The following is a 24,274-nucleotide window of genomic DNA, read 5'->3' on the forward strand; positions in this document are numbered from 1 at the left end:
GGCCGAGCGCACGTCGTGGGCACGCGGCGGGACTCGATCACGGGACGACGAAGGCCCAGGCGCGGCGCATGCCGTCTGACCTGGGCCTTCGTGGTGGAGCGGATGACGGGAATCGAACCCGCGTATTCAGCTTGGGAAGCTGATGTTCTACCATTGAACTACATCCGCAGTGCGTGATTGTCAGCCTATCAGCTCACTGTGGGTAAGCGTAGTCACTCATCGGATACCACCATACGAGTGGTATCAGGCCGTGACGACCCACGGGCCGGGATCCGCTCTCGACGGGCCGTGCCGCCCCGGTTCACACTGGCGGGGCCCGTAAGGCCAGCTCCCCCGGCCGAGAAGGACCAGAGCATGACCCAGATCGATCCACCCCTGGGCTCGCTCCCGGTGCAGGACCACGACCACGACGTCCTCCTGATCGCCGGCAGCCGCCCCGAGGTCGCACGCCTGGCCCCCGTCGCCACCGCGTTCAACGACGCCGACCGCATCCGTGCCCTCACCGTCGCCACGGGGATCGACCCGATGGGGGTGCACGAGGCCTTCGAGGCCCTCGGCGTGCCGGCCGACGTCACGCTGCTGCTGAGGGAGCCGCCCGGCACGCATCCGGCGGCGGTCGGCGCCATGCTCATGACCCGGATCGACGAGCTGCTCGTCGACCTCGACCCGTCCGCGGTGATGGTCTACGGCGGCGGGATGACGGCGGCGATGGCCGCCCAGGTGGCGTTCTGGCGCCAGATCCCGGTCGTCCACCTGCAGGCCGGGGTGGCCAGCGACGACCTGCTGTGCCCCTTCCCGCAGGAGGCCAACCGGCGCATCATCGGCCAGCTCGCCTCGCTGTTCCTCACCACCGGCGGTGCGGCGCTGGGCAGCCCGATCGGGCCCAACGCGATCCCCGTCGGCGACACGATGGCCGCCAACCCGCAGCCGGCCGACCTGCGCTTCGCGCGCCTGGTCCGCCGCGTGCGCGCGGGCGAGTCCAAGCTCGTGCTGGTCGGGCTCGACCGCCCCGACTCCCTCGGCGTCCTCGCCGGGCTGCCCGACCTGCTGGAACGCGAGAGCGACGTCGAGATCGTCGTCTACGGCGGACTCGCGGCGCACGGGGCGGCGGCGCCGCTGGCCCAGCACGACCGGGCGATCGCGGTGCGCGCGCTCCCGCTGGCCGAGCTGGTCGGCCTCATCGCCGCGGCGACCGTCCTGGTCTCCGACGATCCCGAGCTGGTCACCGACGCCCCCGGGCTGGGCACCCCCGCGGTGCTGGTCGATGGCCCGCACGTCGCCCAGCCGGGCGACTCGATACGGAGCATCCTGAGCCCGCGGGTGATGACCACGGTGCGCCAGGTGCTGGCCGTGTCGCCCGCGCAGCGCGTCGAGCCCTCCGACGGGCGGGAGGCGGTACGCGTCGAGCAGGCCGTCGCCTGGATGTTCGGGCTCACGCCGTCCCCGGTGCTCGCCGAGCCGGTGGTGCCGGAGCAGAAGCCCGCCGCCGCGCAGACCGCCGACGAGCCGACGGCCACCGAGGCCTGAGCCCCTCAGTAGGCTGCCCCCCGTGCTGCTGTCCGACGGTGACCTGCTGAAGGAACTCGACGGCGGACGGCTGGTCCTCGATCCGTGGGACCCCGCGATGCTCCAGCCCTCCAGCATCGACGTCCGGCTCGACCGGTTCTTCCGCGTGTTCCAGAACTCGCGCTACACCCACATCGACCCGGCACAGCAGCAGGACGAGCTGACCTCCGCCGTCGAGCCCGACGGCGACGACCCGTTCGTGCTGCACCCGGGCGAGTTCGTGCTCGGCTCCACCTTCGAGTCCGTCGCCCTGCCCGACGACCTGGCGGGCCGGCTGGAGGGCAAGTCGAGCCTCGGCCGGCTCGGCCTGCTCACCCACTCGACGGCCGGCTTCATCGACCCCGGCTTCTCCGGCCACATCACGCTGGAGCTGTCCAACGTCGCCAACCTGCCGATCACGCTGTGGCCGGGGATGAAGATCGGGCAGCTGTGCCTGTTCCGGCTGTCCAGCCCGGCCCTGCGCCCGTACGGCAGCGACGGCGTCGGCTCCCGCTACCAGGGGCAGCGCGGGCCGACGCCGTCGCGCGCCCACCTGAACTTCCACCGCGTGGAGACGCAGCGCTGAACCTCAGTGCCTCGGGTCCCAGCGGAACCGGCGCTGCGCCAGCAGCGTGAACACCGCCGTCCAGACCACCAGGCTGAGGACGCCGGGCAGGGCCGCGGGCAGGCCCAGCAGCCCGGGTGCCCACGTGCCACCGGTGAACGCGAGCTGGGTGAGCAGCCCGATCGGGGCGCCGGGCACCAGCACGAGCGCCTGCCACCACGAGTCGACCGCGACGACCGGCACCACGAACGCCGCGGCGAACATGACGAAGAACAGCGGCAGCGTGGTGATCTGCGCCCGCTCCGGCGACGGCGTCACGATGGTCGTGACGAACCCGGCGGTGACGCACACCGCGAGCCCGCCGACGACGGCCAACGCGAGCGGTACGACGTCGACCGGGAACGGCGCCCCGAGCAGGGAGTTGATGACGGCGTAGAGCGCCAGGTGCACGACCGCGATCGCGACGGCGGGCCCGGTGGTCGCGACCAGCACCCCGGCGTCGGACAGGCTGCTGGTGCGCATCCGCTTGAGCACCCGCGTCTGGCGCCGCGCCACGACCGTCTGGGTGATGGTGATGTAGACGCCCATCGTGAACGTCAGCACGAGCTGCAGCGCGGCGATCGTCGCCCAGATCCCCGGCCCGCCCACGGCGCCCTGGTTGAAGGTGAAGGCGAAGAACCCGCCGAACGCGATCGGCAGGAACAGCGACGAGATGGCGGCGGTGCGGTTGCGCAGCAGCAGCCGCACCTCGGCGGCGCCGAGTGCGAGGACGCGCGAGGCGGGGCTCGCGGTGGCGGTGGTCATGACTGCTCCGATCCGGTGCGGACGCCGTGGTAGATGTCGGCGAGCGACGCCGGCGCCGCCCGCAGGTCGGACAGCCGAACCCCTCGATCGGCCGCCCAGCCCAGGAACGCGGTGAGGTCGCCCTGCAGGTCCTCGGTGCGGACGCGGACGTGGTCGCCCTCGCGCTCCACCGCCCCGGAGACGGCGGGCAGCGCGCCCGCGCCGTCGGACACGGTCGCCGAGAAGCCCGCCGGCTGCGCCGCCACGATGGCGGCCAGCGTGCCCGACACCGCGATCCGCCCCTCGTGCATGATCGCCACCCGGTCGGCGAGCGCCTCGGCCTCCTCCAGGTAGTGCGTGGTGAGCACGACCGTGCGCCCGGCCTCCTGCAGCTCCTGGATCGCGTCCCAGGTGCGGCGGCGCGACTCCGGGTCGAGCCCGGTCGTCGGCTCGTCGAGGATCACCAGCTCCGGCGAGCCCCACACCGCCATCGCCAGGTCCAGCCGCCGCTTCTCCCCACCCGAGAGCCTGGTGACGGCGACGTCGCGCCGGCCCGTCAGCTCGAAGCGCTCCAGCAGCCGCTCGGGCCGGTCCGGCCGCTCGACGAGGCGCTGCCACAGCTGCAGCGTCTCCTGCACCGTCAGCTCGTCGACGAAGCCGCCCTCCTGGAGCTGGACGCCCATCCGCGGCCTCAGCGCGGCACGGTCACGTGCCGGGTCGATCCCGAGCACCGACACCGTGCCACCGACCCGGGAGCCGAAGCCCTCCAGCACCTCGAGCGTGGTGGTCTTGCCCGCTCCGTTGGTGCCGAGAAGGGCGAAGATCTCGCCGCGGCGGACGTCGAGGTCGATGCCCCGCACGGCGTCGAAATCGCCGTAGCGCACCTGCAGCCCCCGCACCGAGATCGCCGCGTCGTCGTCGGCGGCCCGCGGGACGGCCGCGGGTTCGCTGGTCGTCTGTGTCATGCCGACAAGCCTGGCGACGGGGGGCGGCCGCACAGTAGTCGCGGCGGTCACCGCCGGTCGTGACACCGCACAGGACCTGCGATGACAGGTGTCATCGACGCCCACAGGCCCGGCCCGGGCTCCGCTACGGTGATCGGGTGGACACCTCCCCGCCCGGGTTCGACGAGCGCCGGGTGCGGACGGCCCGCCGGTTCGGGCGCATCGGGCTGATCAGCACCCTGCTCTACCTGCTGGCGGTGCCGATCCCGCTGTTCGTCGGCGGCGTCCGGCCCGAGTTCGTGGCGATCATGGTGGTGCTCTACGTCGTCGGCTTCGGGCTACACCTGTGGCGCATCCGCGAGCTCATGCGCTCCCTCGGCCGCCCGGCCGAGCTGTGGTTCACGATCTCCGCGTCGGTGGTCGGGCTGGCGGTCACCGTCGTCGGGCTGGGCAGCGGCGCCCTCGGCTTCACCTGGGCCCTGCTCGGCGGGGTGCTGCTCGGCGACATCGTGGGCGGCCGCCGGGCGCGGGTCACCCTCGTCTGGGTCGTGGCGGCCAGCGTGCTCACCGCCGTCCTCGGCCACTACGCCACCGGCCTGATCTACCCGACCGACCCCGAGTCGCAGGCGTTCCGCAGCGTCACCGTGGGGCTCGCCGTCCTGTACGTCGGCGGCATGTGGATCCTCGACGTCGAGCGGCTGTGGTGGCTCAAGGCCGTCATCGACATCGACGGGGCCGGCACCGGCCTGGCCGCGCTGGAGCGCCATCTCGCCGAGCACGCCGGGCGCATCGACGCCGGGCTCACCCCCGAGGGCACGTTCCGGCTCGACGCCTCCGTCCCGGTGGGGGCCCGGTGAGCGCCATCCGCGTGGTCCTCGCCGACGACGAGTCGTTGACCCGCGGCGCGGTCGGCGCGCTGCTGGGCCTGGAGCCGGACCTGCAGATCGTCGGGGAGGCGGGCACCGGCGACGACGCCGTCGTCGCGATCCGGGAGCACCGGCCCGACGTCGCCGTGCTCGACGTCGAGATGCCCGGCCGCGACGGCTCCGAGGTGGCCCAGTGGGTGGCGGCGAACGAGCCGGGCACACGCTGCATCATCCTCACCCGCCACGCCCGCCCGGGGGTGCTGCGCCGGGCGCTGGCCGCGGGCGCCGCCGGGTTCGTCACCAAGAGCGCCCCGGCCACCGTGCTCGCCGACGTCATCCGCCGCGTGCACCGCGGCGGCCGCTACGTCGATCCCGACCTCGCGATGACCGCCCTGATGACGGAGGACTGCCCGCTCACCGACCGGGAGCTCGACGTCCTGCGCCACGTGGAGCCCGCCGGCACCGCGGCCGACATCGCCGAGCGGGTGCACCTGTCACCCGGCACAGTGCGCAACTACCTGTCCTCCGCGATGCACAAGCTGGGGGCCGGGAGCCGTTCGGAGGCCGTCGCGCACGCCCGCGACCACGGCTGGCTGTAGGCCGCGGGCGCACGCGGCCAGTAGTCTCGGCGAGCGATGGACGAGCCGCGCCGCGCACCCGGGGGACCACCCGTCCCGTGGACGCCCACGCCCACCCCGCCGCCCCCGACGCCCCGGTTCGCCTACCTGTGGAAGCGGCTCACCCGCACCCCCTACGGCACCGCGGGCCTGGGCATCGGCGCCACGGCCGTGCTGCTGACCCCGTTCTCGGGGTGGTCGCCGTGGCCGTGGCTGGCCGGGGTCGCGGTGCTGGTGATGCTCGCGCTGCTCCGCGTCGACCGCCTGCTCGGGCGGTGGGTGTGGCCGCTGGGCGGGCTCGTCGTCGTCGCCGGGCTGATGCTGTCGACCACCCCGTGGGCGTGGGCGCTCGCGGCCAGCATCGGCGTGCTCGTCGCGGGGGTGCTGCGGCTGCCACGCTGGCGCGTCGCCGCCGTGGGAGCCGCGCTGTGCCTGGTCAGCGGGTCGGCGTACGCGCTCGTCAACGCGCAGGACGCCCGCGAGGCCGCCGCGGCGCAGGCACGGACGCAGGCGGAGAGCAAGGGCCTGCAGGGCGTCCCGGCGCCGGCCCGGCTGCTGCCGACCCTGCTCAACCGGCTGGCCTACGGCGACCGTCCGGAGGCCCCGGGCGCGGTGTGCGACAACCTGCTCGCCGAGCCCGCCCGCGCCGCGTTCACCGCCTCGGTCGCCGCGCCGGACTGCGTGGCGGCGGTACGGGCGGTCACCGCGGGGATCACCGACCGCAACTCCTACGCCGACGCCGAGGCGCCCGCGGTCGAGCAGGCCGACGGCCTCGTCGTCGACGCCTGCTCGCTGACCTGGGACGGCGGTGCCGCGGGCCCGCAGCTCGGCGTCCTGACGATCGGCCCCGAGCCGACCGGCCAGAGCTACGTCGTCACCGCCTTCACACCCTGCCCCTGACCCACATCGCACCGACCCCCGCGCGGGGGCGGCGGAGCCGGGCCCGCCGCTCGCGCACACCCTCCGGCTCCGCGCACAGGGTGCAACCTGTGCGCGAGACCGCCGGGTGTGCGCGAGCGGAGTGGCTCAGCTCTGGGCGTCGCTCGGGGCCGGTTCCGTCGCCGGAGCTGCCGCCGGGTCGCCGCGCTTCACCGCGGCCAGCAGCATCTGCGAGACGTCCTGGACCTGCATGCCCTCCCCGACGCCCTCGCCCTGCTTCTGGGTCAGGCCGTCGGAGAGCATCGTCTTGCAGAACGGGCACCCGACCGCGATGGTGCCGCCCGCGGCCGCGCCGTCGGAGCCCGCGACGGGGGTGTCGGAGTTCGCGCCGCGGGCGTTGAGCGCGGCCTCGCCCGGGGCGGCCCCGGCCAGGGTGGCGATGGCCTCCTCGGTGCGGTTGACGTTCACCCGCTGCCCGATCCGCTCCTCCATCCACATCTGCGCACCACCGGCACCACAGCACATCGACCGGTCGGCGTGCCGCGGCATCTCCGTCATCGTCGCCACCGCGCCGACGAGGGCGCGGGGCTCCTCGTAGATCTCGTTGTGCCGGCCCAGGTAGCACGGGTCGTGGTAGGTCACCGGGGCGAGCTTGTCCTCGGCGGGGGCGGCGACCGGGACCAGCTTGCCCTCGCGCACCAGCTTGTTCAGCAGCTGGGTGTGGTGGACGACCTCGTAGTGCCCGTCGAGCTGCGGGTACTCCCGGCCCAGGGTGTTGAGGCAGTGCGGGCAGGTCGTGACGATCTTGCGGGTGCCCGGCTCCCGGCCCTCGAACACCGAGTTGAGCACCTCGACGTTCTGCTGGGCCAGCATCTGGAACAGGAACTCGTTGCCCGAGCGCCGCGCCGGGTCACCGGTGCAGGTCTCCTCCGGGCCCAGGACGGTGTAGGTGACCCCGGCCCGGTGCAACAGCTCCGCGGTGGCCTGCACGGTCTTCTTCGCCCCGTCGTCGAACGCGCCCGCACACCCGATCCAGAACAGGTACTCCGTCTCCGGGGCCAGCTCCCCGTCGAAGACGTTGACGGTGAACCCGAGCTTCTTCGTCCAGTCCAGGCGCTCCTTGGCGTTCTGCCCCCAGGGATTGCCCTTGTTCTCCAGGTTCTTGAACAGCGTGCCCAGCTCGGAGGGGAACTCCGACTCGATGAGAACCTGGTTGCGGCGCATGTCGACGATGTGGTCGACGTGCTCGATGTCGACCGGGCACTGCTCCACGCACGCCCCGCAGGTGGTGCACGCCCACAGCACGTCGGGGTCGATCACCCCGCCCTGCTCCGCGGTGCCCACCAGCGGGCGCAACGCCTGCTCCGGGCCCGACCCGCGGACGCGCTCGAAACCGGACTCCGGCACACCGTGCCCGGGGTGCGCGTCCAGGCCCGCGGCCCAGTCGATCGCCCCCTCCTCCGGCATGTCCTTACCGCCGATCATGTACGGCGCCTTCGCGTTCATGTGGTCGCGCAGGTCCATGATCAGGATCTTCGGCGAGAGCGGCTTGCCGGTGTTCCACGCCGGGCACTGGGACTGGCAGCGACCGCACTCGGTGCAGGTCGCGAAGTCCAGCATGCCCTTCCAGGTGAAGTCCTCGATCTTGCCGCGGCCGAACACGTCGTCCTCGCCCGGGTCCTCGAAGTCGATCTTCTTGCCGTTCGACTCCATCGCCGGCAACGGGCCCAGCGCCTTCGGGAACCGCTTGGCCGAGACGTTGATCGGCGCGGTGAAGATGTGCAGGTGCTTGCTGTAGGCGATGATCACCGTGAACACCAGCATCACGCCGATGTGCAGCAGCAGGCCGATCGACTCGACGACCTCCAGCGTCGGCTCAGGGATGCCGACCATCAGCTGCCCCAGCCCGATCGACGCCCACGCACCCGACTCGTAGGGCAGGTAGCCCAGCGCGGACGCGGCGGCGCGGTAGAGGAACAGCGTCCACAGGACGTTGAAGATCATGAACAGGATCAGCCAGGCGCCGCCGGTGTGGCTGCCGTAGAACCGCGACTCCCGCGCCCGACGCTCCGGGGCGTTGCGCAGCCGGATCACCGAGAACACACCCAGCGAGATCAGCGCCAGCACCGCGATGGTGTCCTGCAGGAACCCCAGCACCGGCCAGGTACCGATCAGCGGGATCGCGAAGTCCGGCACGAACAATGCGCCGTAGGCCTCGAGATAGACCGTGATCAGGATGACGAACGCGTAGAAGGTGAACAGGTGCGCCAGCCCGGGCACCGACCACTTCAACAGCTTGCGCTGCCCGAAGACCTCCACGAACTGCGCACGGATCCGCTGGTTCAACCCGTCGGTCCGGTCGTTCGCCGGCTGCCCCGACGAGATCAACTTGTAGATCCACAACGCGCGGCGGCCGGAGACCGCGATGGCAATCACGGTCATCGCCAGGCCGATGATCAGTCTCACGAGCACGGTCGTTCCTCCCAGAACTGGCTCGCGAGTGGTGGATCGCGGGCCGTTGCGCAGCAGACTAGCCCGCCGTCACCTGCTCCGACGGGGGTCCGGACCGGACATCAACCTACCCGTCGGTAACAGAACGGGCGGGTGCGACACGGGTGAGAAGGCTCGCACCCGGTGTCACGGACGGGCCGGAGGGGCCGGAGGGCCACCCGGACGGGCGGCGTATTGGGTACCGCCGAAAGGCGGGAGCGGACGGCGCAGCCGGTGGCCGCTCGCGGGATCCGCGTGTGCCCCCGCACACGGCCCGCGCCCGGACGGGCCGTAACCGGGCGAGCACCCTAGGATTGACCGGTGACTCGTGTTTCACTCGGTGCCGGGCTGTGCCGGACGGTGCCGCCTGCCCGCACTGGGACGTGCACGCCCGCGGTCCGACCGGGGGACGTCCACGAACGGGAGGAGTCGCCATGATCGATCCGGAGCTGGTCGCGCTCGCACAGGGCGGGGTGGGCACCGCAGGGGTGCAGACCTGGATCCAGGAGAACGTCGTCCCCCTGGTGCTCCTCGGGATCGCCGTGATCCTGCTGTGGATCGGCGGCCGCGGCGACAACGCCGGCGTGGCCCGCCGCAGCGTCGGTCTCATCATCGGCCTCGTGGCGCTCGGCATCGCGGTGTCGGGGAACGGTCCGGAGATCGGCAGCTTCCTGGCCGGCCTCCTCACCGGGTGACGGGCGTGCTCGTCCGCACCGACGACGAGGTGTACCGGGTCGACTCCGTCTGGCTCGGTCCGCCCCGCGCCACCTTCCCCTGGCGGGCCCGCTACGTCTCCTACGGCGTCGGCCTGCTGGCGATGATCCTGGTGATGTTCCTGCAGCGGCGGCTCGGGATCGGGCTGGACTTCTTCTCCGTCGCCTGGGCCCTGGTGATCACCGTCGTCGTCACGCGGTTCCTGGGCCAGCGCATCGACTACGAGCGCCCGCTCGGCCAGGTGGTCGCGCTGTTCGGCCACGAGGTCCGCGGCCCGCGCGCCACGACCGCGACCGCCGGGGGAGCCGTGCGCTCCGGGCACGTCCGCACCGGCCCGGCCGTCGCGCCGGGCCGTCGCTCGGGAGGGCGCCGGCGTGGCCGCGCGTGAGAAGGGCCCCCGCGAGCCCGCCGAGAGGAAACCCCGCCGCCGCAGGGGGCGGGCGCTCGCCGGGGAGTCCGGACTGCCCACCTACACCCCCGAGATCGCACTGCGCTCCATCGACGGCCACCTGACGCGCACCGGCACCCAGGTCATGGCCTGGTACCGGCTCGCCGCGCAGGCGTGGAGCTTCCGCAGCGACTCCCAGCGCGAGGTGCTGATCCGCCAGATCGCCGCCCAGCTCGGCGAGCTGCAGGGCCGCTGGCTGCACCTGCGCGTCACCACCCGCCCGTACCCGGTGCACATGTGGGCGGAGTCCTTCGACAACAACGCGCTCGGCCGCATGCCCGATGTCGCGGGCGCGCTGGGCTGGGACGGGTTCCTGGAGGGCGAGCAGCGCCACCTGATGGGCCTGTCGATGTCGGACAAGGAGGTCTTCCTCGGCATCGAGGTCTCCGGTCGCGGGATGCTCGACCGCTGGGTCGACGTCGCCGCGCCGGTGCTCAACCGGATCGCACCGGCCGCGGTGCGGGCCGAGCTGGCCGCACTGGACTCCGAGGTCGGCCACATCGACGAGCTCGTCGCCGGCAGCGGCCTCGACGCCGTGCCCGCCCGGCCCGACGACGTCGCCTGGCTGATGCAGCGCTCGTGCGCGCTCGGGCTGCCCGCACCGCGCACGCTGTCGGTCGTGCCGGGCGGGGTGAGCCGCTGGGAGACCGAGGACCTGGCCGGGTTCACCGACGGCGTCGACATGTACCAGGAGCCCTACGCCCCGACCGTCAAGGTGATCGGACGGATCCGGTCGCAGACCGTGCAGCGCAACGTCGCCGTGCTGTCGGTCGGGCTGATGGAGGGCCTGCGGATCCCCGAGATCGACGACCCGTGGATGCAGCACAGCGACCGCCTGCCGTTCCCGGTGGAGTGGTCCGCGCGCATCTACGTCCGGCGTCCCGAGGAGGTGGCGGGCGAGCTGCAGCGCCAGATGGGCAAGGTGCGCAGCCAGATCCGCCACTACACCCACGACCACGACCTCGACCCCCCGATGTCGCTGGCCCGCCAGGCCGACCGCGTGCTGGAGGTCGAGGACGAGCTGACGTCCGGGCTCACCCAGCTCAACACCCGCCTCTACGGCTGGTGGCGGGTCGCGGTGTCGGGCAAGGACGAGGCGGAGGCCGTCAGCCGCGCCCAGCAGGTGCTCGACGTCTACCGGCCCAAGGTCCAGATGGAGCACCCCGAGGCGCAGTACAAGTACGCCCGCGAGTTCATCCCGGGCGAGCCGCTGGCGTCGACGGCGTACCGGCGGCGGGGCTCGGTCACCTGGGCGGCCGCCGCCGTGCCCGCGGCCACCGCGAGCGTCGGCGACCGACGCGGCATCATGATCGGCGAGACCTGCACCGCGACCCGGCGCCCCGTGGCCTGGGACCCGTGGCTCGCGCAGGAGGTGCGCCGGGCGTCCGGGCTCACCGCCGTGGTCGGCGGGCTGGGCTCGGGCAAGTCGTTCCTCACCGGGCTGATCGTCTACAAGACGCTGCGCGCCGGTGCCCGCTGGACCGTGCTCGACCCGTCCGGCCCGCTGGCCGAGCTGACCAGGCTGCCGGAGCTGGCGCCGTTCAGCCGCCACATCAACCTGCTGCGCGCCGATCCCGGCATCCTCAACCCCTACCGCGTCGTCGCCGAGCCGCGCCCCGACCACTTCGCCGACGAGGAGGACCCCGAGCGGGCCTGGCGGCGCGAGCGGTCACTGGCCGCCGCCACCCGCCGCCGCCTCGTCCTCGACGTCCTCACCGGGTTGCTGCCCTACGACATCTCCCGCCTGCCGCACACCCGCATCGTGCTGCTGCGCGCGGTCCGCGAGGTGGGGGGCGCCAACGACCGGCACCCCGGCCTCGTCATCGACGCCCTGCGCCGCCACGCCCGCGACGGCGAGGAGCACGCGGGGGTCGTCGCCGACTTCCTCGACGAGCGCCGCGAGCTGCCCCAGGCCGCGCTGCTGTTCCCCGACACCACCCGCGACGACCCGTGGCACGCCGACCGCGACTACCGCCTCACGGTGCTGACCATGCAGGGCATGACGCTGCCCCGCCCGGGCAGCCCGCGCGAGGAGTGGACCGACGCCGAGTCGCTCGCCGTCGAGCTGCTCAACCTGGCGTCCTGGCTCACCCAGCGCACGATCTACGAGGCCGACCGCAACCTGCGCAAGGGCGTGGCGCTGGACGAGACGCACTTCCTGTCGCAGGTGCCCACCGGCAAGGTGCTCATCGACCGGCTCGCCCGCGACTCCCGCAAGTTCAACGTCCGCGCGCTGTTCGCCTCGCAGCTGGCGGGCGACCTGCTGCGCGTGTCCGGGTTCGCCTCGCTGGTCAACGCCGTGTTCGTCGGGCGCACCGACGACGGCGAGGCCCAGGACGAGGCGCTGCGCCTGCTCAAGGTGCCCACCGGCGTCGGCTACGAGCAAATGCTCGGCACGCTCTCGCCGCGCCCGCGCCACGACGACCGCCCCGACGACACCCCGCGCCAGTTCGTGTTCGCCGACGGCCACGGCGGCGTCGAGAAGATCCGCATCGACCTCGAGGGCCCGCACCTGGAGCACGTGCGTGCCGCCCTCGACACCAACCCCGACGCCAGCCGCGTCTCCGCCCGCGGGGTGCCGCTCGCGGCGGCCGCCGCGCCGGCCGCGGTGCGCGCACCCGACGAGCCGCCCACGCCCGTCACGCTGGTGTCCGGCGACGGCTTCGTGGGCGACGAGCTCTCCGACGACGACGTCCTCGACGACCTGTCCCCGCACGCGGCCCCCGTCCTCCCGGCCGGTGCCGAACTGCTCGACGACGAGGAGCTCGACCTCGTCGACGACCTCGACGGGCACCCGGCGGGCGAGGGCAGGCAGCCGCAGTGGGCGGTCAACGGCAACGGCACGGACCGGGCGCGATCGGCCGGGGAGACCGTTCGGTGACCGCGCCACCGGTGGGCGCACTGCCGGTGGGGTTGGTCGTACTGGCCGCCCTGCTGGTGGCGGTCCACCGACGGCGCAGGCGGGGCGCGGAGCCGCGGCAGCGCTCGCGCCGCGCGGCCCTGCTGGTGGTCACCGCGCTGGTCGGCGGGTCGGTGCTGATCGGCACGCCGGCGATGGCGCAGCCCTTCGACTGCAAGGAGTCGCCGGAGCCCGACCGCCCCGGCACCGGGCTGGTCGGCTCGCTGGACCCCCCGGTCTACGGCGTCGGCGAGCCGGGCAGCGTCTACGACGAGGTCGGTTACGCCGGGCTGATCTGGCACAACTACGACCTCGGCTGCGCGGGCTCGGCCGTGTTCAACCCGGCGAGCACCACCGACACGTGGCTGGGCAACCAGGCGTTCAACGTCGCCAAGTTCACCGTGGGCGGCGTCAACTGGTCGCACTACCTGATCGCCGACGGCGGCGAGCTGCTCTCCCCGCTCGACGACCTGATCAGCGCGGGCACCACCGCCATGTACGACGCGGTGTTCTCCACCTTCATCGGCCCGGTGCTGGCGATCCTCGCCGTGATCATGCTGGTGATGGCGCTGCGCGGCGACCTCGCGCAGCAGGCCCGGCGCGGGGCGTTCGCGGTGGCGGCGCTGGTCGTCGGGTCGGCCGCGTACCTCACCCCGGTCGACTGGGCCAAGGCCGCCGACGGCCTGCTGCTCGACGGCGTCACCTCGATGCAGGAGGGCTTCCTCGACCAGGTGGGGCTGGGCAACCGCGACACCCTGCCGACCGTGCTCGTCGACAACGTGATCTACCAGAACTGGCTGCGCGGCGAGTTCGGCGCGCCCGACGTGCCGCAGGCCCAGGAGCTGGGCCGCGACCTGCTGCGCGCGCAGACCTTCACCAAGGCCGAGATCGCCGAGGGCCGCGACACCCTGGAGCTGGCCGAGCAGAAGAAGGCCGACTTCGCCGCGATCGGCGAGCGGATGGGCGACCGCTACCCCTACTTCACCGGCGAGGCGGGCAGCCGCACCGGCGCCGGGATCCTGGCCGTCGTGCAGGCCGTCTGCATCGCGCTGTTCCAGCTGCTGTCGAAGGTGCTGGTGCTGGTCGCGATGCTGCTGCTGCGCCTGATGGTGATGACGGCCCCCGCGATCGCCGTCGTCGCCGTGCTCAAGCCCGACATCCTGCCCGCGCTGCTGCGCATCGGCGGGGCGGCGATCGTCAACACGCTCGTGGTGGGCGCGCTCGCCGGGCTGCACGCGCTGCTGGTGGTGTCGATGTTCCGACCGGGCGCGGGGATCGACCTGTGGCTGGCCCTGCTGGTCACCGGCGTCGTCACGGTGGTGCTGTGGGCCGTGGCCCGGCCGTTCCGGCGGCTGGTGTCGATGGTCTCGCTGACCCGTGAGCAGTTCGGCGGGATCGTGCCCGGCGCCGGGTCCGGGCCGATGTCGCGGGTCTGGCAGCGGATGCGCGGCGGCGAGGCCGACGACCGCCAGTCCCGCTGGTGGGACGAGCGCCGCGGCGCCGCGGCCGGCGCGACGATGGGCGGCGGCAGCCGCCCCGAGGCCGAGGCGCCGATGCGCGTGCGGGCCACCGCCGAGCGCGTGACGCGCCCGCGCACCGAGATCGAGATCCCGTCCACCCCGACGCTCGTGCCCGGCGCACGCCGCCCGGCGCTGCCCGCGGGCGGCGGCGGGGTCGGCGGCACGGGGGCGACGCCGCGCTGGTCGGAGCCCGGCGAGGTCGACGACCGCACGATCTACCGCAGGCCCGACTCCACCCCGCTGCGCCCCGGCGCCGCCCGCCCGGTGCAGGCCGAGATCGTCGACGGCGTGCCGGTCTACCGCATCTACCGCCCGCGGACCCCCGCAGGCGGGGTCTACGACCGGACCGGCGGCGGCCGTGCCGATTAGGTCCCCGCGCGGCCGCGCGGCGGCCTACCGGGCGGTGTGGCAGTGGCCGCTGCGCTCGCCCGCGCGCCTCGCCGTCACCGGGGTCGCCGTCCTGGCCGTGGTGCTGGGCGTCAGCACGGCGCTCACCGCGATCAACCCGCCGGTGCCGCAGCCCGCGGGCGTCACCACGTCCGCGACGCCCTCCCCGGGGTCGCCCCGGGCGTCGCGCGCGCCGGACGGCCCGCCCGCGCCGACCGCGCTGCCCCCCGTCGCCGAGCTGACGCCCACCACGCTGCCCGTCTCCGCCGCCCCGCAGGCCGCGCTGCAGGCCGCCTCCAGCTGGTCGGCCGCGTGGATCCGGCCCCCCGACGGCACGCCCGCCGCGCAGTGGATCGACGGGCTGCGGCCGTTCACCACCGAGGAGTACCTGGGCGTGCTCGCCACCGTCGACCCGGCCGCGGTCCCGGCCACGGTCGTCACCGGCCCGGCGCGGGCGGTGCGGGTCGCGACCAGCTCCGTCGACGTGGAGGTGCCCACCGACGCCCTGACGCTGCTGGTCCTCGTGGTGCGCACCGAGGCGGGCGACTGGCGGGTCTCCGGCTACGACCGGGCGGCCTGACGTGCGCCTGCTGCGGCCCGTGCGCCTGCTGGTGCCGGCGATCGCGGTGCTCGCGGCGCTCGGGCTCGTGCTGGTCGTCAGCCTGATCGCGTTCACCGTCAACGGCGGCGGCGCCCGGTCGACCACCGCGTTCGGCACCTGCGACGCCGGGCTGAACGGCGGGGTGTCCCTCGCGGGCGCCGCGGGCGGCACGACCGCCGCCACGCTGTCCGACGAGCAGCGCACCAACGCCGCCACGATCATCGGCGTCGCCCGCGGGATGGGGGCCCCGCCGCGGGCCTGGCTGGTGGCACTGGCCACCGCCCTGCAGGAGTCGACGCTGCGCAACATCAACTACGGCGACCGCGACTCACTCGGGCTGTTCCAGCAGCGACCGTCGCAGGGCTGGGGGAGCCCGGCGGAGGTCACCGACCCCGTCTACAGCACCACGATCTTCATCGAGCGGCTGCTGGAGGTGCCGGGCTGGGAGACGATGCCGGTCACCGTCGCCGCCCAGACGGTGCAGCGCTCCGCGTTCCCCAACGCCTACGCGAAGTGGGAGGGGCTGGCCGCCGAGCTGGTGCAGGGGCTGGCCGACGTCGCCGACCCGATCGGCTGCCGGCCCACCGCCGTGCTGGCCGAGGGGGTGGCCGGCACCGCGATCGCGTTCGCGCTGGACCAGGTCGGCGACCCGTACCTGTGGGGCGGCAACGGCCCGGACCGCTGGGACTGCTCCGGCCTGCTGGTCGCCGCGTTCCGCGAGGCGGGCGTCACGATCCCCCGGGTGTCGCGCGACCAGTACAACGCGGGCGGGCACCTCCCCGTCCGCGACATGCAGCCCGGTGACCTGCTGTTCTACGCCACCGACCGGAACGACCCGCGCACCATCCACCACGTCGCCATGTACATCGGCAACGACCAGATGGTGGAGGCCCCCTACACCGGGGAGTTCGTGCGGGTGCGGCCCGTGCCGTGGGACTACGAGGAGCTCGTGCCCCTCGCCACCCGCCCCGGCACGGCCCCCAACCGCGCCTAGCGGACCCAGCTGTGCTCCACCTCGATGCCCACCGAGCGCGGCGGGGACTGCGGCGCCGCGGCCCCGAGGAGCTGTCGCAGGCCGGGACCGAGGTCGCGCTTCATGAAGGTCTCGGCGTGCTCGCGGGAGTCCCAGACCGCGACGATGCACAGCTTCCCGTCCACCGTGCCGGCGTAGCGGGCGACCAGCCGGTCGGGCTCGGGCAGGATCTCGTTCATCAGCCGGTCGAGGTTCTCGATCGTCCCGGCGGGCGAGTCGTCGACGACGGTGACGTAGGACATGGCGGCCTCCCGGCTGCTCCGCGGCCGGTCGGTCCGGCCGTCGGGGGAGGACGCTAGGAGCGCGGCGGCGCCGTGACATGGGTCGGATCGCTCCCCGTGCTGCTCATCCGGGGTGCCGCCCAGGCGGCGACCTGGCTGCGCGAGGTGAAACCGAGCTTGGTGAGGATGTGCGCGACGTGGTTGCCCGCCGTCCGCTCCGAGATCACCAGGCGCGCGGCGATCGCCCGGTTCGACAGCCCCTGCGCCACCAGCGCGGCGACCTCCGCCTCGCGCGCGGACAGCCCGCCGTCGCCGGGACCGAGGCGGCGCAGCAGGTCGGCACTCGGGCCCACCAGCGCCGTCATCCCGAGGGCCCGCACCAGCCGGTCGCTCCCGGCCGCCACCCGGCGCGCCCCTTCGCGGTCGCCGGGCCGGGCCCGGGCGGCCAGCGCCGCCGCCAGGTGGTGCCCGGCCTCGGCGAGGAACCCGGGTACGCCCGCGCGGTCGCAGGCGCGCATCGCGACGTCGAGATCGCGGACGGCGTCGTCGAGCCGGCCCCGGGCCAGCGCCCCGAGGCCGAGCGTCACCTCGGCGGGCCCGCAGTAGCTCACCCCGCTGCCGACGACGTGCTCCCCGCGGAACGCCTCCAGCGCGGCCAGCGCGGCGTCCAGCTCGGTGCGGCGGTCCAGCCCGATCGCCACGAGGGCGGCCAGCGCCGAGCCCGGCGCGACGAAGAACACCGGCCACGACCACGCCTCCGGCGGCCCGGCCAGCCGGAACTGGACGTCCGCCTCGTCGGCGTGGCCCGCCTGCAGCAGCAGGTACGCCCGCGAGACCCGGCCCATCGTCCGGAACCGGGGCGGGGGCTCGACCCAGGCGCGGGCGAACGCCAGGCCCTCCGGGGACGTCCCGACGTGCCGTGCCAGCACCCACTGGGTGCCCAGGAACACCCCGGTCGCCGACGACGGCTCGATCCGCCGCATCCGCTCGTAGCCGCGGGCCGCGGCCTGCGCCGCCTCGGCGAAGCGGCCCCGGGCCTGCGCGACGTAGGCGGTGACCCGGTCGAGGTGCCAGCGGCCCGCCGGGCCGCCGACCCGCTCGACGTCGGCGGCGAGCGGGCCGAGCTCGTCCTCCGCGGCGGTGACCTCGCCGTCCTCGACCAGGGCGTCGATCCGCCACAGCCGCGCCCACATCGCCGGCCCGGCGTCACCGGTACGGCCGGCCGCGGCGAGCAGCTCGGCGGCCATGGCGAGCCGCTCCGGGCGCCCGGCAGGGCCCGGGCAGGCGTCGTGGCGCGCGCGCAGGGCCGCGACCAGCGCCGCGTCGTCACCGGTGCCACGGGCCAGGTCGACGGCCGCGGCCGCCGCCGAGCGCGTCAGCTCCGGGTCGCCCGCGTAGAAGGCGAGCTGGCTGCGTCGGGCCAGCAACCGCGCGCGCAGCGCCGGGTCGCCGTGCTCGCCGACCGCCCCGAGCGCCTCGTCGCCGAGCCGCTGCAGCACCGCGGCGATCGACGGGTCGGGCACCGGCTCCACCGCGAGCGCCGCCTCGGCCAGCAGGTCCGGCCGGTCCGGGCGGGCCAGGTCGGCCGCGCCGACGGCGGCGGCCACCGCCCCGTCGAGGTCGCCGGCCAGCGCGCAGGCCCGGGCGAGGTCGAGCCGGGTACGGCACGGCCCGTCGCCGTCGGTCCACGGGTCGGGCAGCTCGAGCGCGGCGCGGTAGAGCCGCACGGCCTCCTCCGGGGCGAGGCGCCGCACCGAGGACGCGGCCGCGCGCAGCGCCCACTCCCTGGCCGTCCCGCCCCCGCCGTAGGGCGCGCACACGAGATGGTGCCGCGCCAGCTCGTCCAGGTGCTCGTCCAGCTCGCCGGCCCAGTGCGCCTCCAGCGCCGCCGCGGCGGCGCGGTGCAGCTCCAGCAGGTCGGCGGTGGGGATCGAGGCCCGGACGGCGTCGCGGGTCAGGGCGTGGACGAACCGCAGCTCGCCGGCCCCGGTGCGGGTCAGCAGCCCGGAGGCGACGGCCGCGTCGGCCGGGCCGGGCAGCTCGGCCACCGCGACGCCCAGCACCCCGGCGACGACCGCGGGCGCGAACCGCCCGCCGAGCACCGCGCCCGCCTGCACGAACCGCCGCACACCGGGGGCGAGCCGGTCGACCCGGGCGCGCACCGCGTCGAGGACGGTCCGCGGTGCGACCCCCGGGGTCCAGGTGCCGTCCAGGACCGCGCGGGCGACCTCCCGGACGAAGAACGGGTTGCCGCCGGTGGCCTCGTGCACCCGGGCCGCGTCGACGCCGCCGGCCCCGAGCGCGTCGAGCTGGCGGGCGACGTCGACGGGGCCGAGACCGCCCAGCTCGATCAGCTCGGCGTCGGGGGCCCGCAGCAGGTCGGGCGCGCCGCCGTCGCGCAGCGTCGCGACCAGCAGCAGGGCGGCCCCCGGCGCCTGGTCGGCGAGGCGCCGCAGCACCAGCAGCGACGACTCGTCGGCCCGGTGCACGTCGTCGAGGACCACGAGCAGCGGCCCGGCCCGCGCCACGACCGCGCCCGCCACCGCGTCGACGGCGTGGAAGCGGTCCTGCGGCGACGCCGGCTCGGCGGCGGGGAAGGCGACCTCCACCCCCAGTGTGCGCAGCACCTGCAGCCACGGCCAGAACGGCGGGGCGCCGTCGGTGTCGGCGCAGTGCCCCCACACGGCCCGCACGTCGCCCCGGGCCAGCTCCTGGGCGAGGCGGGTCTTGCCGATGCCGGCCTCGCCGCGGACCAGCACGAGCCGCCCCCTGCCCCCGACGGCGGCGGCGAGCCACGCGCGCAGCGCCGCCAGCTCGCGGTCGCGCCCGGGCAGCCCTGCGGTCATGGCTCCAGCATGGCGCACCCGGACCGCCGCGGGCGCCCGTCGCGGCGGGCTGGAACGCTGGGGGGACGTACGACCCCAGGAGCGAGAGATGTCCACCGAACCGTCCACCCCGGCGTCCACCACCCCGGTGGCCGACTACCTCGACCGCCCGGCCCGCGGCGCCACCGAGGACCACCTCGTCGTGCCGCGCTCGCTCGCGCAGTCGATGCCGCTGCGGTGGCAGCAGGTGTTCGTCGGCCTGCTCGCCGACCTGCACGACGCCTATGGCGACCTGCCGTGGCCGGACTACCGGGTGGTGCCCAGCCGCTGGGAGCTGCTCGTCGACCTCGACGAGGAGCAGCTCGCGGCCGCCGGCTACCACGCCGACCTGGGCCCCGACGGGGACCTGGAGTACCGCGACGCGCGGGACGAGCCGGTCGCGGACCCCGCGGCCCACCGCGTGCTGGCCCCGGTCGACGACCCGCTGCCCCGCCCGTCGGACGGGCGCGTGGAGCCCCGCCCGGCCGCCCCCCTCTGACGAGAGTCCGCACACACCTCCCGGGGCCCGCACACAGGTCCGGACCTGTGTGCGGGCCCCGCACCCTGTGTGCGACCTGCCGATCCCGGGAACGCGGAACAACCCGCGACCCTCCGCCGTTGGACGGATCGAGCAAGTTGAGCCGGGCCCACTCAACCCGAGTGGGACAGCCGTGGCAGACTTGAGCCGGACCAACGCAAGGCAGAGGAAGAGGGGCAACAACCATGGCTCGTGCGGTCGGGATCGACCTCGGGACCACCAACTCCGTCGTCGCCGTCCTGGAAGGCGGCGAGCCGACGGTCATCGCGAACTCGGAGGGCGCTCGGACGACCCCCTCCGTGGTCGCCTTCGCCCGCAACGGCGAGGTGCTCGTCGGCCAGTCGGCGAAGAACCAGGCCGTGACGAACGTCGACCGGACGATCCGCTCGGTCAAGCGCCACATCGGCAGCGACTGGAAGACCGGCGACATCGACGGCAAGACCTACTCCGCGCAGGAGATCAGCGCGCGCGTGCTGCAGAAGCTCAAGCGCGACGCCGAGTCCTACCTGGGTGAGGACATCAGCGAGGCGGTCATCACCGTCCCCGCCTACTTCGAGGACGCCCAGCGCCAGGCCACCAAGGAGGCCGGCGAGATCGCGGGCCTCAAGGTGCTGCGCGTGGTCAACGAGCCCACCGCGGCGGCGCTGGCCTACGGCCTCGACAAGGGCGACAAGGACCAGACGATCCTGGTGTTCGACCTCGGCGGCGGCACGTTCGACGTGTCCCTGCTGGAGATCGGCGAGGGTGTCGTGGAGGTCAAGGCCACCAACGGCGACAACCACCTCGGCGGCGACGACTGGGACGAGCGGATCATCACCTGGCTCGTCGACAGGTTCAAGAGCAGCCAGGGCATCGACCTGACCAAGGACAAGATGGCCGGGCAGCGCCTCCGTGAGGCCGCCGAGAAGGCCAAGATCGAGCTGTCGAGCCAGAACACGGCCACGATCAACCTGCCCTACATCACGGTCGACGCGGACAAGAACCCGCTCTTCCTCGACGAGACGCTGTCGCGCTCGGAGTTCGAGAAGATCACCGCCGACCTGCTCGACCGCACGCGCAACCCGTTCAACCAGGTCGTCAAGGACGCCGGCATCTCCGTCGGCCAGATCGACCACGTCGTGCTCGTCGGCGGCTCCACCCGCATGCCGGCCGTCACCACGCTCGTCAAGGAGCTGACCGGCGGCAAGGAGCCCAACAAGGGCGTCAACCCCGACGAGGTCGTCGCGCTCGGCGCGGCCCTGCAGGCGGGCGTGCTCAAGGGCGACGTCAAGGACGTCCTGCTGCTCGACGTCACCCCGCTGTCCCTGGGCATCGAGACCAAGGGCGGCGTGATGACCAAGCTCATCGAGCGCAACACCACGATCCCCACCAAGCGGTCGGAGATCTTCACGACGGCCGACGACAACCAGCCGTCCGTGCAGATCCAGGTGTTCCAGGGCGAGCGCGAGATCGCGGCCTACAACAAGAAGCTCGGCATGTTCGAGCTCACCGGCCTGCCGCCCGCCCCGCGTGGCGTGCCGCAGATCGAGGTCTCGTTCGACATCGACGCCAACGGCATCGTCAAGGTCTCGGCCAAGGACCAGGGCACCGGCAAGACCCAGGACATGACGATCACGGGCGGCTCGGCGCTGGGCAAGGACGAGATCGACCGGATGATGCGCGAGGCCGAGCAGCACGCCGAGGAGGACAAGAAGCGCCGCGAGGACGCCGAGGTCCGCAACCAGGCGGAGTCGCTGGTCTACCAGACGGAGAAGTTCCTCAAGGAGAACGACGAGAAGCTTCCCGCCGACCTCAAGGCCGAGGTGACCACCGCGATCACGCAGGCGCAGGAGGCGCTGGCCGGCACCGACACCGCCGCCATCAAGGCCGCCACGGAGAAGCTCGCCACCGAGTCGCAGAAGCTGGGCGCCGCGCTCTACGCCCAGCAGGAGGGCGCCGCACCGGCCGGGGACGCCCCGGGCGCCGACGGCGGCCAGGGCCAGGCCCAGGCCGACGACGACGTGGTCGACGCCGAGATCGTCGACGAGGAGAAGGACCGGAAGTGACCGACGACGACCGCTACACCGAGAACGCCCAGGGTGAGCCGGTCGTGGTCCGGGACCGGCGCCGGATCGACCCGGTGACCGGCGACGTGCGGCCCCCGGCCGGGGACACCCCGGCCGGGGGCGCCACCCCCGGGTCGACGGAGGAGGAGGACGTTCCCGTGACCGGGACCGACCACGTGACCGGGACCGACCTCGACCCCCGCGTCGAGGAGCTCGCCGCCGAGGTGGCCGAGCGCACGGCCGACCTGCAGCGGATCAGCGCCGAGTACGCCAACTACCGGCGCCGGGTCGACCGCGACCGCGAGTCGGTGCTGGTCGGGGCCCGCGTGCAGTTCGTCTCCGAGCTGCTCACCACCCTCGACGACATCGACCGGGCCGAGGCCCACGGGGACCTGAACGGGCCGTTCAAGTCCGTCGCCGACAAGATCGTCGCGGTGGCGCAGAAGCAGGGCCTGGAGCCGTTCGCGGCCGACGGCGACCTGTTCGACCCGGCGCTGCACGAGGCGGTGCAGCACGAGAGCGGCGAGGTGGACGGGCCCACGGTCGCGGTGGTGTCGTCGGTGCTGCGTCGCGGCTACCGCATCGCCGACCGCGTCCTGCGGCCCGCGATGGTCACGGTCGCCGACCAGGCCGTCGACCCCTCGGCCCCGGATCCGGTCCAGAGCCCCGAGCAGTAACGGGAGGAGCGAGGCGACGTGACCCAGCGCGACTGGATCGAGAAGGACTTCTACCGTGAGCTGGGCGTCTCCTCCGAGGCCACCGGCGAGGAGATCAAGAAGGCGTACCGCAAGCTCGCCCGCGAGCTGCACCCCGACGCCAACCCCGGCGACGCGCAGGCCGAGGCCCGGTTCAAGACGGTGTCCGAGGCCTACGGCGTGCTGTCGGACGACAAGAAGCGCAAGGAGTACGACGAGACGCGCGCGCTGTTCGCCGGGGGCGGGATGCCCGGCGGCTTCGGCGGCGGGGGCTTCCCCGGCGGCGCGCAGGGCTTCGACCTGAACGACCTGTTCGGGCAGGCGCAGGGCGGCGGGGCCGGGGCCGGTGGTCTCGGCGACATCTTCGGCGACATCTTCGGCGGTCAGGGGGGCGGCCGGCGCAGGCCTCCGCCCTCCGGGGCCCGCCGTGGCGCCGACGTCGAGACGGAGCTGCGCATCGACTTCGTGCAGGCCGTCCGCGGCGCCGACGTCCCGATCCGGCTCTCGTCCCCGGGCCGCTGCGACCGCTGCGGCGGTACCGGGGCCAAGCCGGGCAGCACGCCGCGCCAGTGCCCCACCTGCAACGGGGTGGGCCTGGTCAGCCGCAGCCAGGGCGCGTTCGCGTTCTCCGAGCCGTGCCGCGACTGCCGCGGCACCGGCCGGCTGATCGACGACCCGTGCCCCGAGTGCGGGGGCGACGGCGTCAGCACCCGCACACGCCAGCTCACCGTCCGCGTCCCCGCGGGCGTCGACGACGGCAACAAGGTGCGGCTCAAGGGCCAGGGCGAGCCCGGGCGGGGCGGTGCCCCGGCCGGCGACCTGTACGTCACGGTGCACGTCACGCCGCACCGGCTGTTCGGACGGTCATCGCGCAACGCCGACGACCTCACGCTCACCGTGCCCGTCACCTACCCGGAGCTGGCGCTGGGCAGCACGCTGACGGTGCCGACGCTGGAGTCCACGGTGTCCCTGCGCATCCCGGCGGGCACCACGTCCGGGCGGACGTTCCGCGTCCGGGGGCGCGGCGTGGAGCGGAAGTCCGGAAAGGGCGACCTGCTCGTCACCGTCGAGGTGGCGGTGCCGAAGTCGCTCGACGACGCCGCCACCGAGGCCCTGCAGGCCTACGCCGAGGCCACGAAGGGCTTCGACCCGCGGGCCGACCTGCTCCGGGACATCCGATGACGTTCCCGGGTCTGCCGCCGGGCACCACGCCGGACAGCCCCGTGTTCGTCATCTCCGTGGCCGCGGAGCTGGCCGGGCTGCACGCCCAGACGCTGCGCAGCTACGACCGGCTGGGGCTCGTGAGCCCCGGCCGGTCGGCGGGCGGCGGGCGGCGGTACTCCGCGCGCGACATCGCCCTGCTGCGCGAGGTGCAGCGCCTGTCCCAGGAGGAGGGCGTCAACCTCGCCGGGATCAAGCGGATCATCGAGCTCGAACAGCTCGTCGACGAGCTGCGTGGCCGGCTCGACGAGCTCGCGCACGAGCTGCTCGCCGCCCGCGCCGCCACCGAGCAGGCCACCGCCACGGTGCACGCCTCCTACCGCCGTGACCTCGTGCCGGTGGAGCGCAACCAGGCCCTCGTGGTGTGGCGTCCGAAGCCCCGGACGACGTAGCACCACC

The 24,274-nt window shown here is 74.2% G+C and carries 21 protein-coding genes and 1 tRNA gene; 16 read left to right on the forward strand and 6 right to left on the reverse strand.

The features are described from left to right. Positions 1-94 precede the first annotated feature (94 nt). Positions 95-168, reverse strand: a tRNA-Gly gene (locus PHY01_RS18900). 186 nt (positions 169-354) lie between these two features. On the opposite strand from PHY01_RS18900, the gene PHY01_RS18905 reads away from it, so the two are divergent. Next, positions 355-1,527 carry a UDP-N-acetylglucosamine 2-epimerase gene (locus tag PHY01_RS18905; RefSeq protein ID WP_141280340.1) on the forward strand — a complete coding sequence of 391 codons (1,173 nt, stop codon included), beginning with the start codon at positions 355-357 and terminating at the stop codon, positions 1,525-1,527. 22 nt (positions 1,528-1,549) lie between these two features. Beyond that, positions 1,550-2,131 (forward strand): dCTP deaminase, encoded by a 582-nt coding sequence (dcd, locus tag PHY01_RS18910; protein WP_141280341.1) that lies wholly within the window; start codon positions 1,550-1,552, stop codon positions 2,129-2,131. A 3-nt stretch (positions 2,132-2,134) separates the two neighbouring features. On the opposite strand, the gene PHY01_RS18915 is transcribed toward dcd, so the two are convergent. Together PHY01_RS18915 and PHY01_RS18920 are read right to left on the reverse strand one after the other, a co-directional pair. Beyond that, positions 2,135-2,914 carry an ABC transporter permease gene (locus tag PHY01_RS18915; RefSeq protein WP_141280342.1) on the reverse strand — a complete coding sequence of 260 codons (780 nt, stop codon included), beginning with the start codon at positions 2,912-2,914 and terminating at the stop codon, positions 2,135-2,137. After that, the gene (locus tag PHY01_RS18920; protein WP_141280343.1) at positions 2,911-3,858 is read right to left on the reverse strand and encodes an ABC transporter ATP-binding protein; all 948 of its coding nucleotides are present in this window, start codon (positions 3,856-3,858) and stop codon (positions 2,911-2,913) included. The genes PHY01_RS18915 and PHY01_RS18920 overlap by 4 nt, the downstream gene beginning before the upstream one ends. 137 nt (positions 3,859-3,995) lie before the next feature. Here PHY01_RS18920 and PHY01_RS18925 point away from each other — a divergent pair, with 137 nt between their 5' ends. From PHY01_RS18925 to PHY01_RS18935, 3 genes are read left to right on the forward strand one after another with little or no spacing between them, the layout of a single operon-like run. Further along, entirely contained in the window at positions 3,996-4,694 is a 699-nt protein-coding gene (locus PHY01_RS18925) for a hypothetical protein (protein WP_141280344.1), read from the forward strand. Beyond that, positions 4,691-5,302 (forward strand): response regulator transcription factor, encoded by a 612-nt coding sequence (locus PHY01_RS18930; protein WP_141280345.1) that lies wholly within the window; start codon positions 4,691-4,693, stop codon positions 5,300-5,302. Before PHY01_RS18925 ends, PHY01_RS18930 begins: the two co-directional genes overlap by 4 nt. A gap of 36 nt (positions 5,303-5,338) precedes the next feature. Next, positions 5,339-6,220, forward strand: coding sequence for a cytochrome d ubiquinol oxidase subunit II (locus tag PHY01_RS18935; protein ID WP_141280346.1), 882 nt, complete (start codon positions 5,339-5,341; stop codon positions 6,218-6,220). Positions 6,221-6,346: 126 nt separating this feature from the next. Here PHY01_RS18935 and PHY01_RS18940 read toward each other — a convergent pair whose 3' ends face one another. Next, positions 6,347-8,671, reverse strand: coding sequence for a heterodisulfide reductase-related iron-sulfur binding cluster (locus PHY01_RS18940; protein ID WP_141280347.1), 2,325 nt, complete (start codon positions 8,669-8,671; stop codon positions 6,347-6,349). Between the two features lie 452 nt (positions 8,672-9,123). Between PHY01_RS18940 and PHY01_RS18945 the strand changes: the two genes are divergently transcribed. The 6 genes from PHY01_RS18945 to PHY01_RS18970 are packed head-to-tail and all read left to right on the forward strand — an operon-like array spanning position 9,124 to position 16,252. Next, complete coding sequence (locus PHY01_RS18945) at positions 9,124-9,384, forward strand: hypothetical protein (RefSeq protein WP_141280348.1); 261 nt, start codon at positions 9,124-9,126, stop codon at positions 9,382-9,384. A gap of 5 nt (positions 9,385-9,389) precedes the next feature. Further along, complete coding sequence (locus PHY01_RS18950) at positions 9,390-9,791, forward strand: hypothetical protein (RefSeq protein ID WP_141280349.1); 402 nt, start codon at positions 9,390-9,392, stop codon at positions 9,789-9,791. Beyond that, positions 9,778-12,732, forward strand: coding sequence for an ATP-binding protein (locus tag PHY01_RS18955; protein ID WP_141280350.1), 2,955 nt, complete (start codon positions 9,778-9,780; stop codon positions 12,730-12,732). Before PHY01_RS18950 ends, PHY01_RS18955 begins: the two co-directional genes overlap by 14 nt. After that, positions 12,729-14,639: a hypothetical protein gene (locus PHY01_RS18960; RefSeq protein WP_141280351.1), complete on the forward strand. Its 1,911-nt coding sequence runs from the start codon at positions 12,729-12,731 to the stop codon at positions 14,637-14,639. Before PHY01_RS18955 ends, PHY01_RS18960 begins: the two co-directional genes overlap by 4 nt. Further along, on the forward strand, positions 14,629-15,237 hold the full coding sequence (locus tag PHY01_RS18965; protein WP_141280352.1) for a hypothetical protein: 609 nt from the start codon (positions 14,629-14,631) through the stop codon (positions 15,235-15,237). Before PHY01_RS18960 ends, PHY01_RS18965 begins: the two co-directional genes overlap by 11 nt. A gap of 1 nt (position 15,238) precedes the next feature. Next, positions 15,239-16,252 carry a C40 family peptidase gene (locus tag PHY01_RS18970; protein ID WP_246086003.1) on the forward strand — a complete coding sequence of 338 codons (1,014 nt, stop codon included), beginning with the start codon at positions 15,239-15,241 and terminating at the stop codon, positions 16,250-16,252. On the opposite strand, the gene PHY01_RS18975 is transcribed toward PHY01_RS18970, so the two are convergent. Continuing rightward, positions 16,249-16,533: a hypothetical protein gene (locus PHY01_RS18975; RefSeq protein ID WP_141280353.1), complete on the reverse strand. Its 285-nt coding sequence runs from the start codon at positions 16,531-16,533 to the stop codon at positions 16,249-16,251. The two genes, PHY01_RS18970 and PHY01_RS18975, sit on opposite strands and share 4 nt — an antisense overlap. A 53-nt stretch (positions 16,534-16,586) precedes the next feature. Continuing rightward, on the reverse strand, positions 16,587-19,358 hold the full coding sequence (locus PHY01_RS18980) for an ATP-binding protein (RefSeq protein ID WP_141280354.1): 2,772 nt from the start codon (positions 19,356-19,358) through the stop codon (positions 16,587-16,589). Between the two features lie 88 nt (positions 19,359-19,446). On the opposite strand from PHY01_RS18980, the gene PHY01_RS18985 reads away from it, so the two are divergent. The 5 genes from PHY01_RS18985 (at position 19,447) to PHY01_RS19005 (ending at position 24,267) form a co-directional block, all read left to right on the forward strand. Next, positions 19,447-19,875 carry a hypothetical protein gene (locus PHY01_RS18985; RefSeq protein ID WP_141280355.1) on the forward strand — a complete coding sequence of 143 codons (429 nt, stop codon included), beginning with the start codon at positions 19,447-19,449 and terminating at the stop codon, positions 19,873-19,875. A 224-nt stretch (positions 19,876-20,099) separates the two neighbouring features. Further along, on the forward strand, positions 20,100-21,959 hold the full coding sequence (gene dnaK / locus PHY01_RS18990; RefSeq protein WP_141280356.1) for a molecular chaperone DnaK: 1,860 nt from the start codon (positions 20,100-20,102) through the stop codon (positions 21,957-21,959). Then, the gene (grpE, locus tag PHY01_RS18995) at positions 21,956-22,636 is read left to right on the forward strand and encodes a nucleotide exchange factor GrpE (protein WP_141280357.1); all 681 of its coding nucleotides are present in this window, start codon (positions 21,956-21,958) and stop codon (positions 22,634-22,636) included. The genes dnaK and grpE overlap by 4 nt, the downstream gene beginning before the upstream one ends. A gap of 18 nt (positions 22,637-22,654) precedes the next feature. After that, positions 22,655-23,836: a molecular chaperone DnaJ gene (gene dnaJ, locus PHY01_RS19000; protein ID WP_141280358.1), complete on the forward strand. Its 1,182-nt coding sequence runs from the start codon at positions 22,655-22,657 to the stop codon at positions 23,834-23,836. Continuing rightward, a complete protein-coding gene (locus tag PHY01_RS19005) occupies positions 23,833-24,267 on the forward strand; it encodes a heat shock protein transcriptional repressor HspR (RefSeq protein WP_141280359.1) in 435 nt (144 codons plus the stop codon). The genes dnaJ and PHY01_RS19005 overlap by 4 nt, the downstream gene beginning before the upstream one ends. The last annotated feature ends 7 nt before the right edge of the window (positions 24,268-24,274 follow it).

The sequence above is a fragment of the Pseudonocardia hydrocarbonoxydans genome (genome assembly GCF_006539565.1).
GTDB lineage: Bacteria > Actinomycetota > Actinomycetes > Mycobacteriales > Pseudonocardiaceae > Pseudonocardia > Pseudonocardia hydrocarbonoxydans.

What these genes read in the sequence shown, in the direction of transcription:
- PHY01_RS18935 (WP_141280346.1), top strand. Translation starts at nt 5,339, where the DNA reads ATGGACGAGCCGCGCCGCGCACCCGGGGGACCACCCGTCCCGTGGACG.
- PHY01_RS19005 (WP_141280359.1), top strand. Translation starts at nt 23,833, where the DNA reads ATGACGTTCCCGGGTCTGCCGCCGGGCACCACGCCGGACAGCCCCGTG.
- PHY01_RS18915 (WP_141280342.1), bottom strand. Translation starts at nt 2,914, where the DNA reads ATGACCACCGCCACCGCGAGCCCCGCCTCGCGCGTCCTCGCACTCGGC.
- PHY01_RS18920 (WP_141280343.1), bottom strand. Translation starts at nt 3,858, where the DNA reads ATGACACAGACGACCAGCGAACCCGCGGCCGTCCCGCGGGCCGCCGAC.
- PHY01_RS18945 (WP_141280348.1), top strand. Translation starts at nt 9,124, where the DNA reads ATGATCGATCCGGAGCTGGTCGCGCTCGCACAGGGCGGGGTGGGCACC.
- PHY01_RS18985 (WP_141280355.1), top strand. Translation starts at nt 19,447, where the DNA reads ATGTCCACCGAACCGTCCACCCCGGCGTCCACCACCCCGGTGGCCGAC.
- PHY01_RS18905 (WP_141280340.1), top strand. Translation starts at nt 355, where the DNA reads ATGACCCAGATCGATCCACCCCTGGGCTCGCTCCCGGTGCAGGACCAC.
- dnaK (WP_141280356.1), top strand. Translation starts at nt 20,100, where the DNA reads ATGGCTCGTGCGGTCGGGATCGACCTCGGGACCACCAACTCCGTCGTC.
- PHY01_RS18980 (WP_141280354.1), bottom strand. Translation starts at nt 19,358, where the DNA reads ATGACCGCAGGGCTGCCCGGGCGCGACCGCGAGCTGGCGGCGCTGCGC.
- PHY01_RS18975 (WP_141280353.1), bottom strand. Translation starts at nt 16,533, where the DNA reads ATGTCCTACGTCACCGTCGTCGACGACTCGCCCGCCGGGACGATCGAG.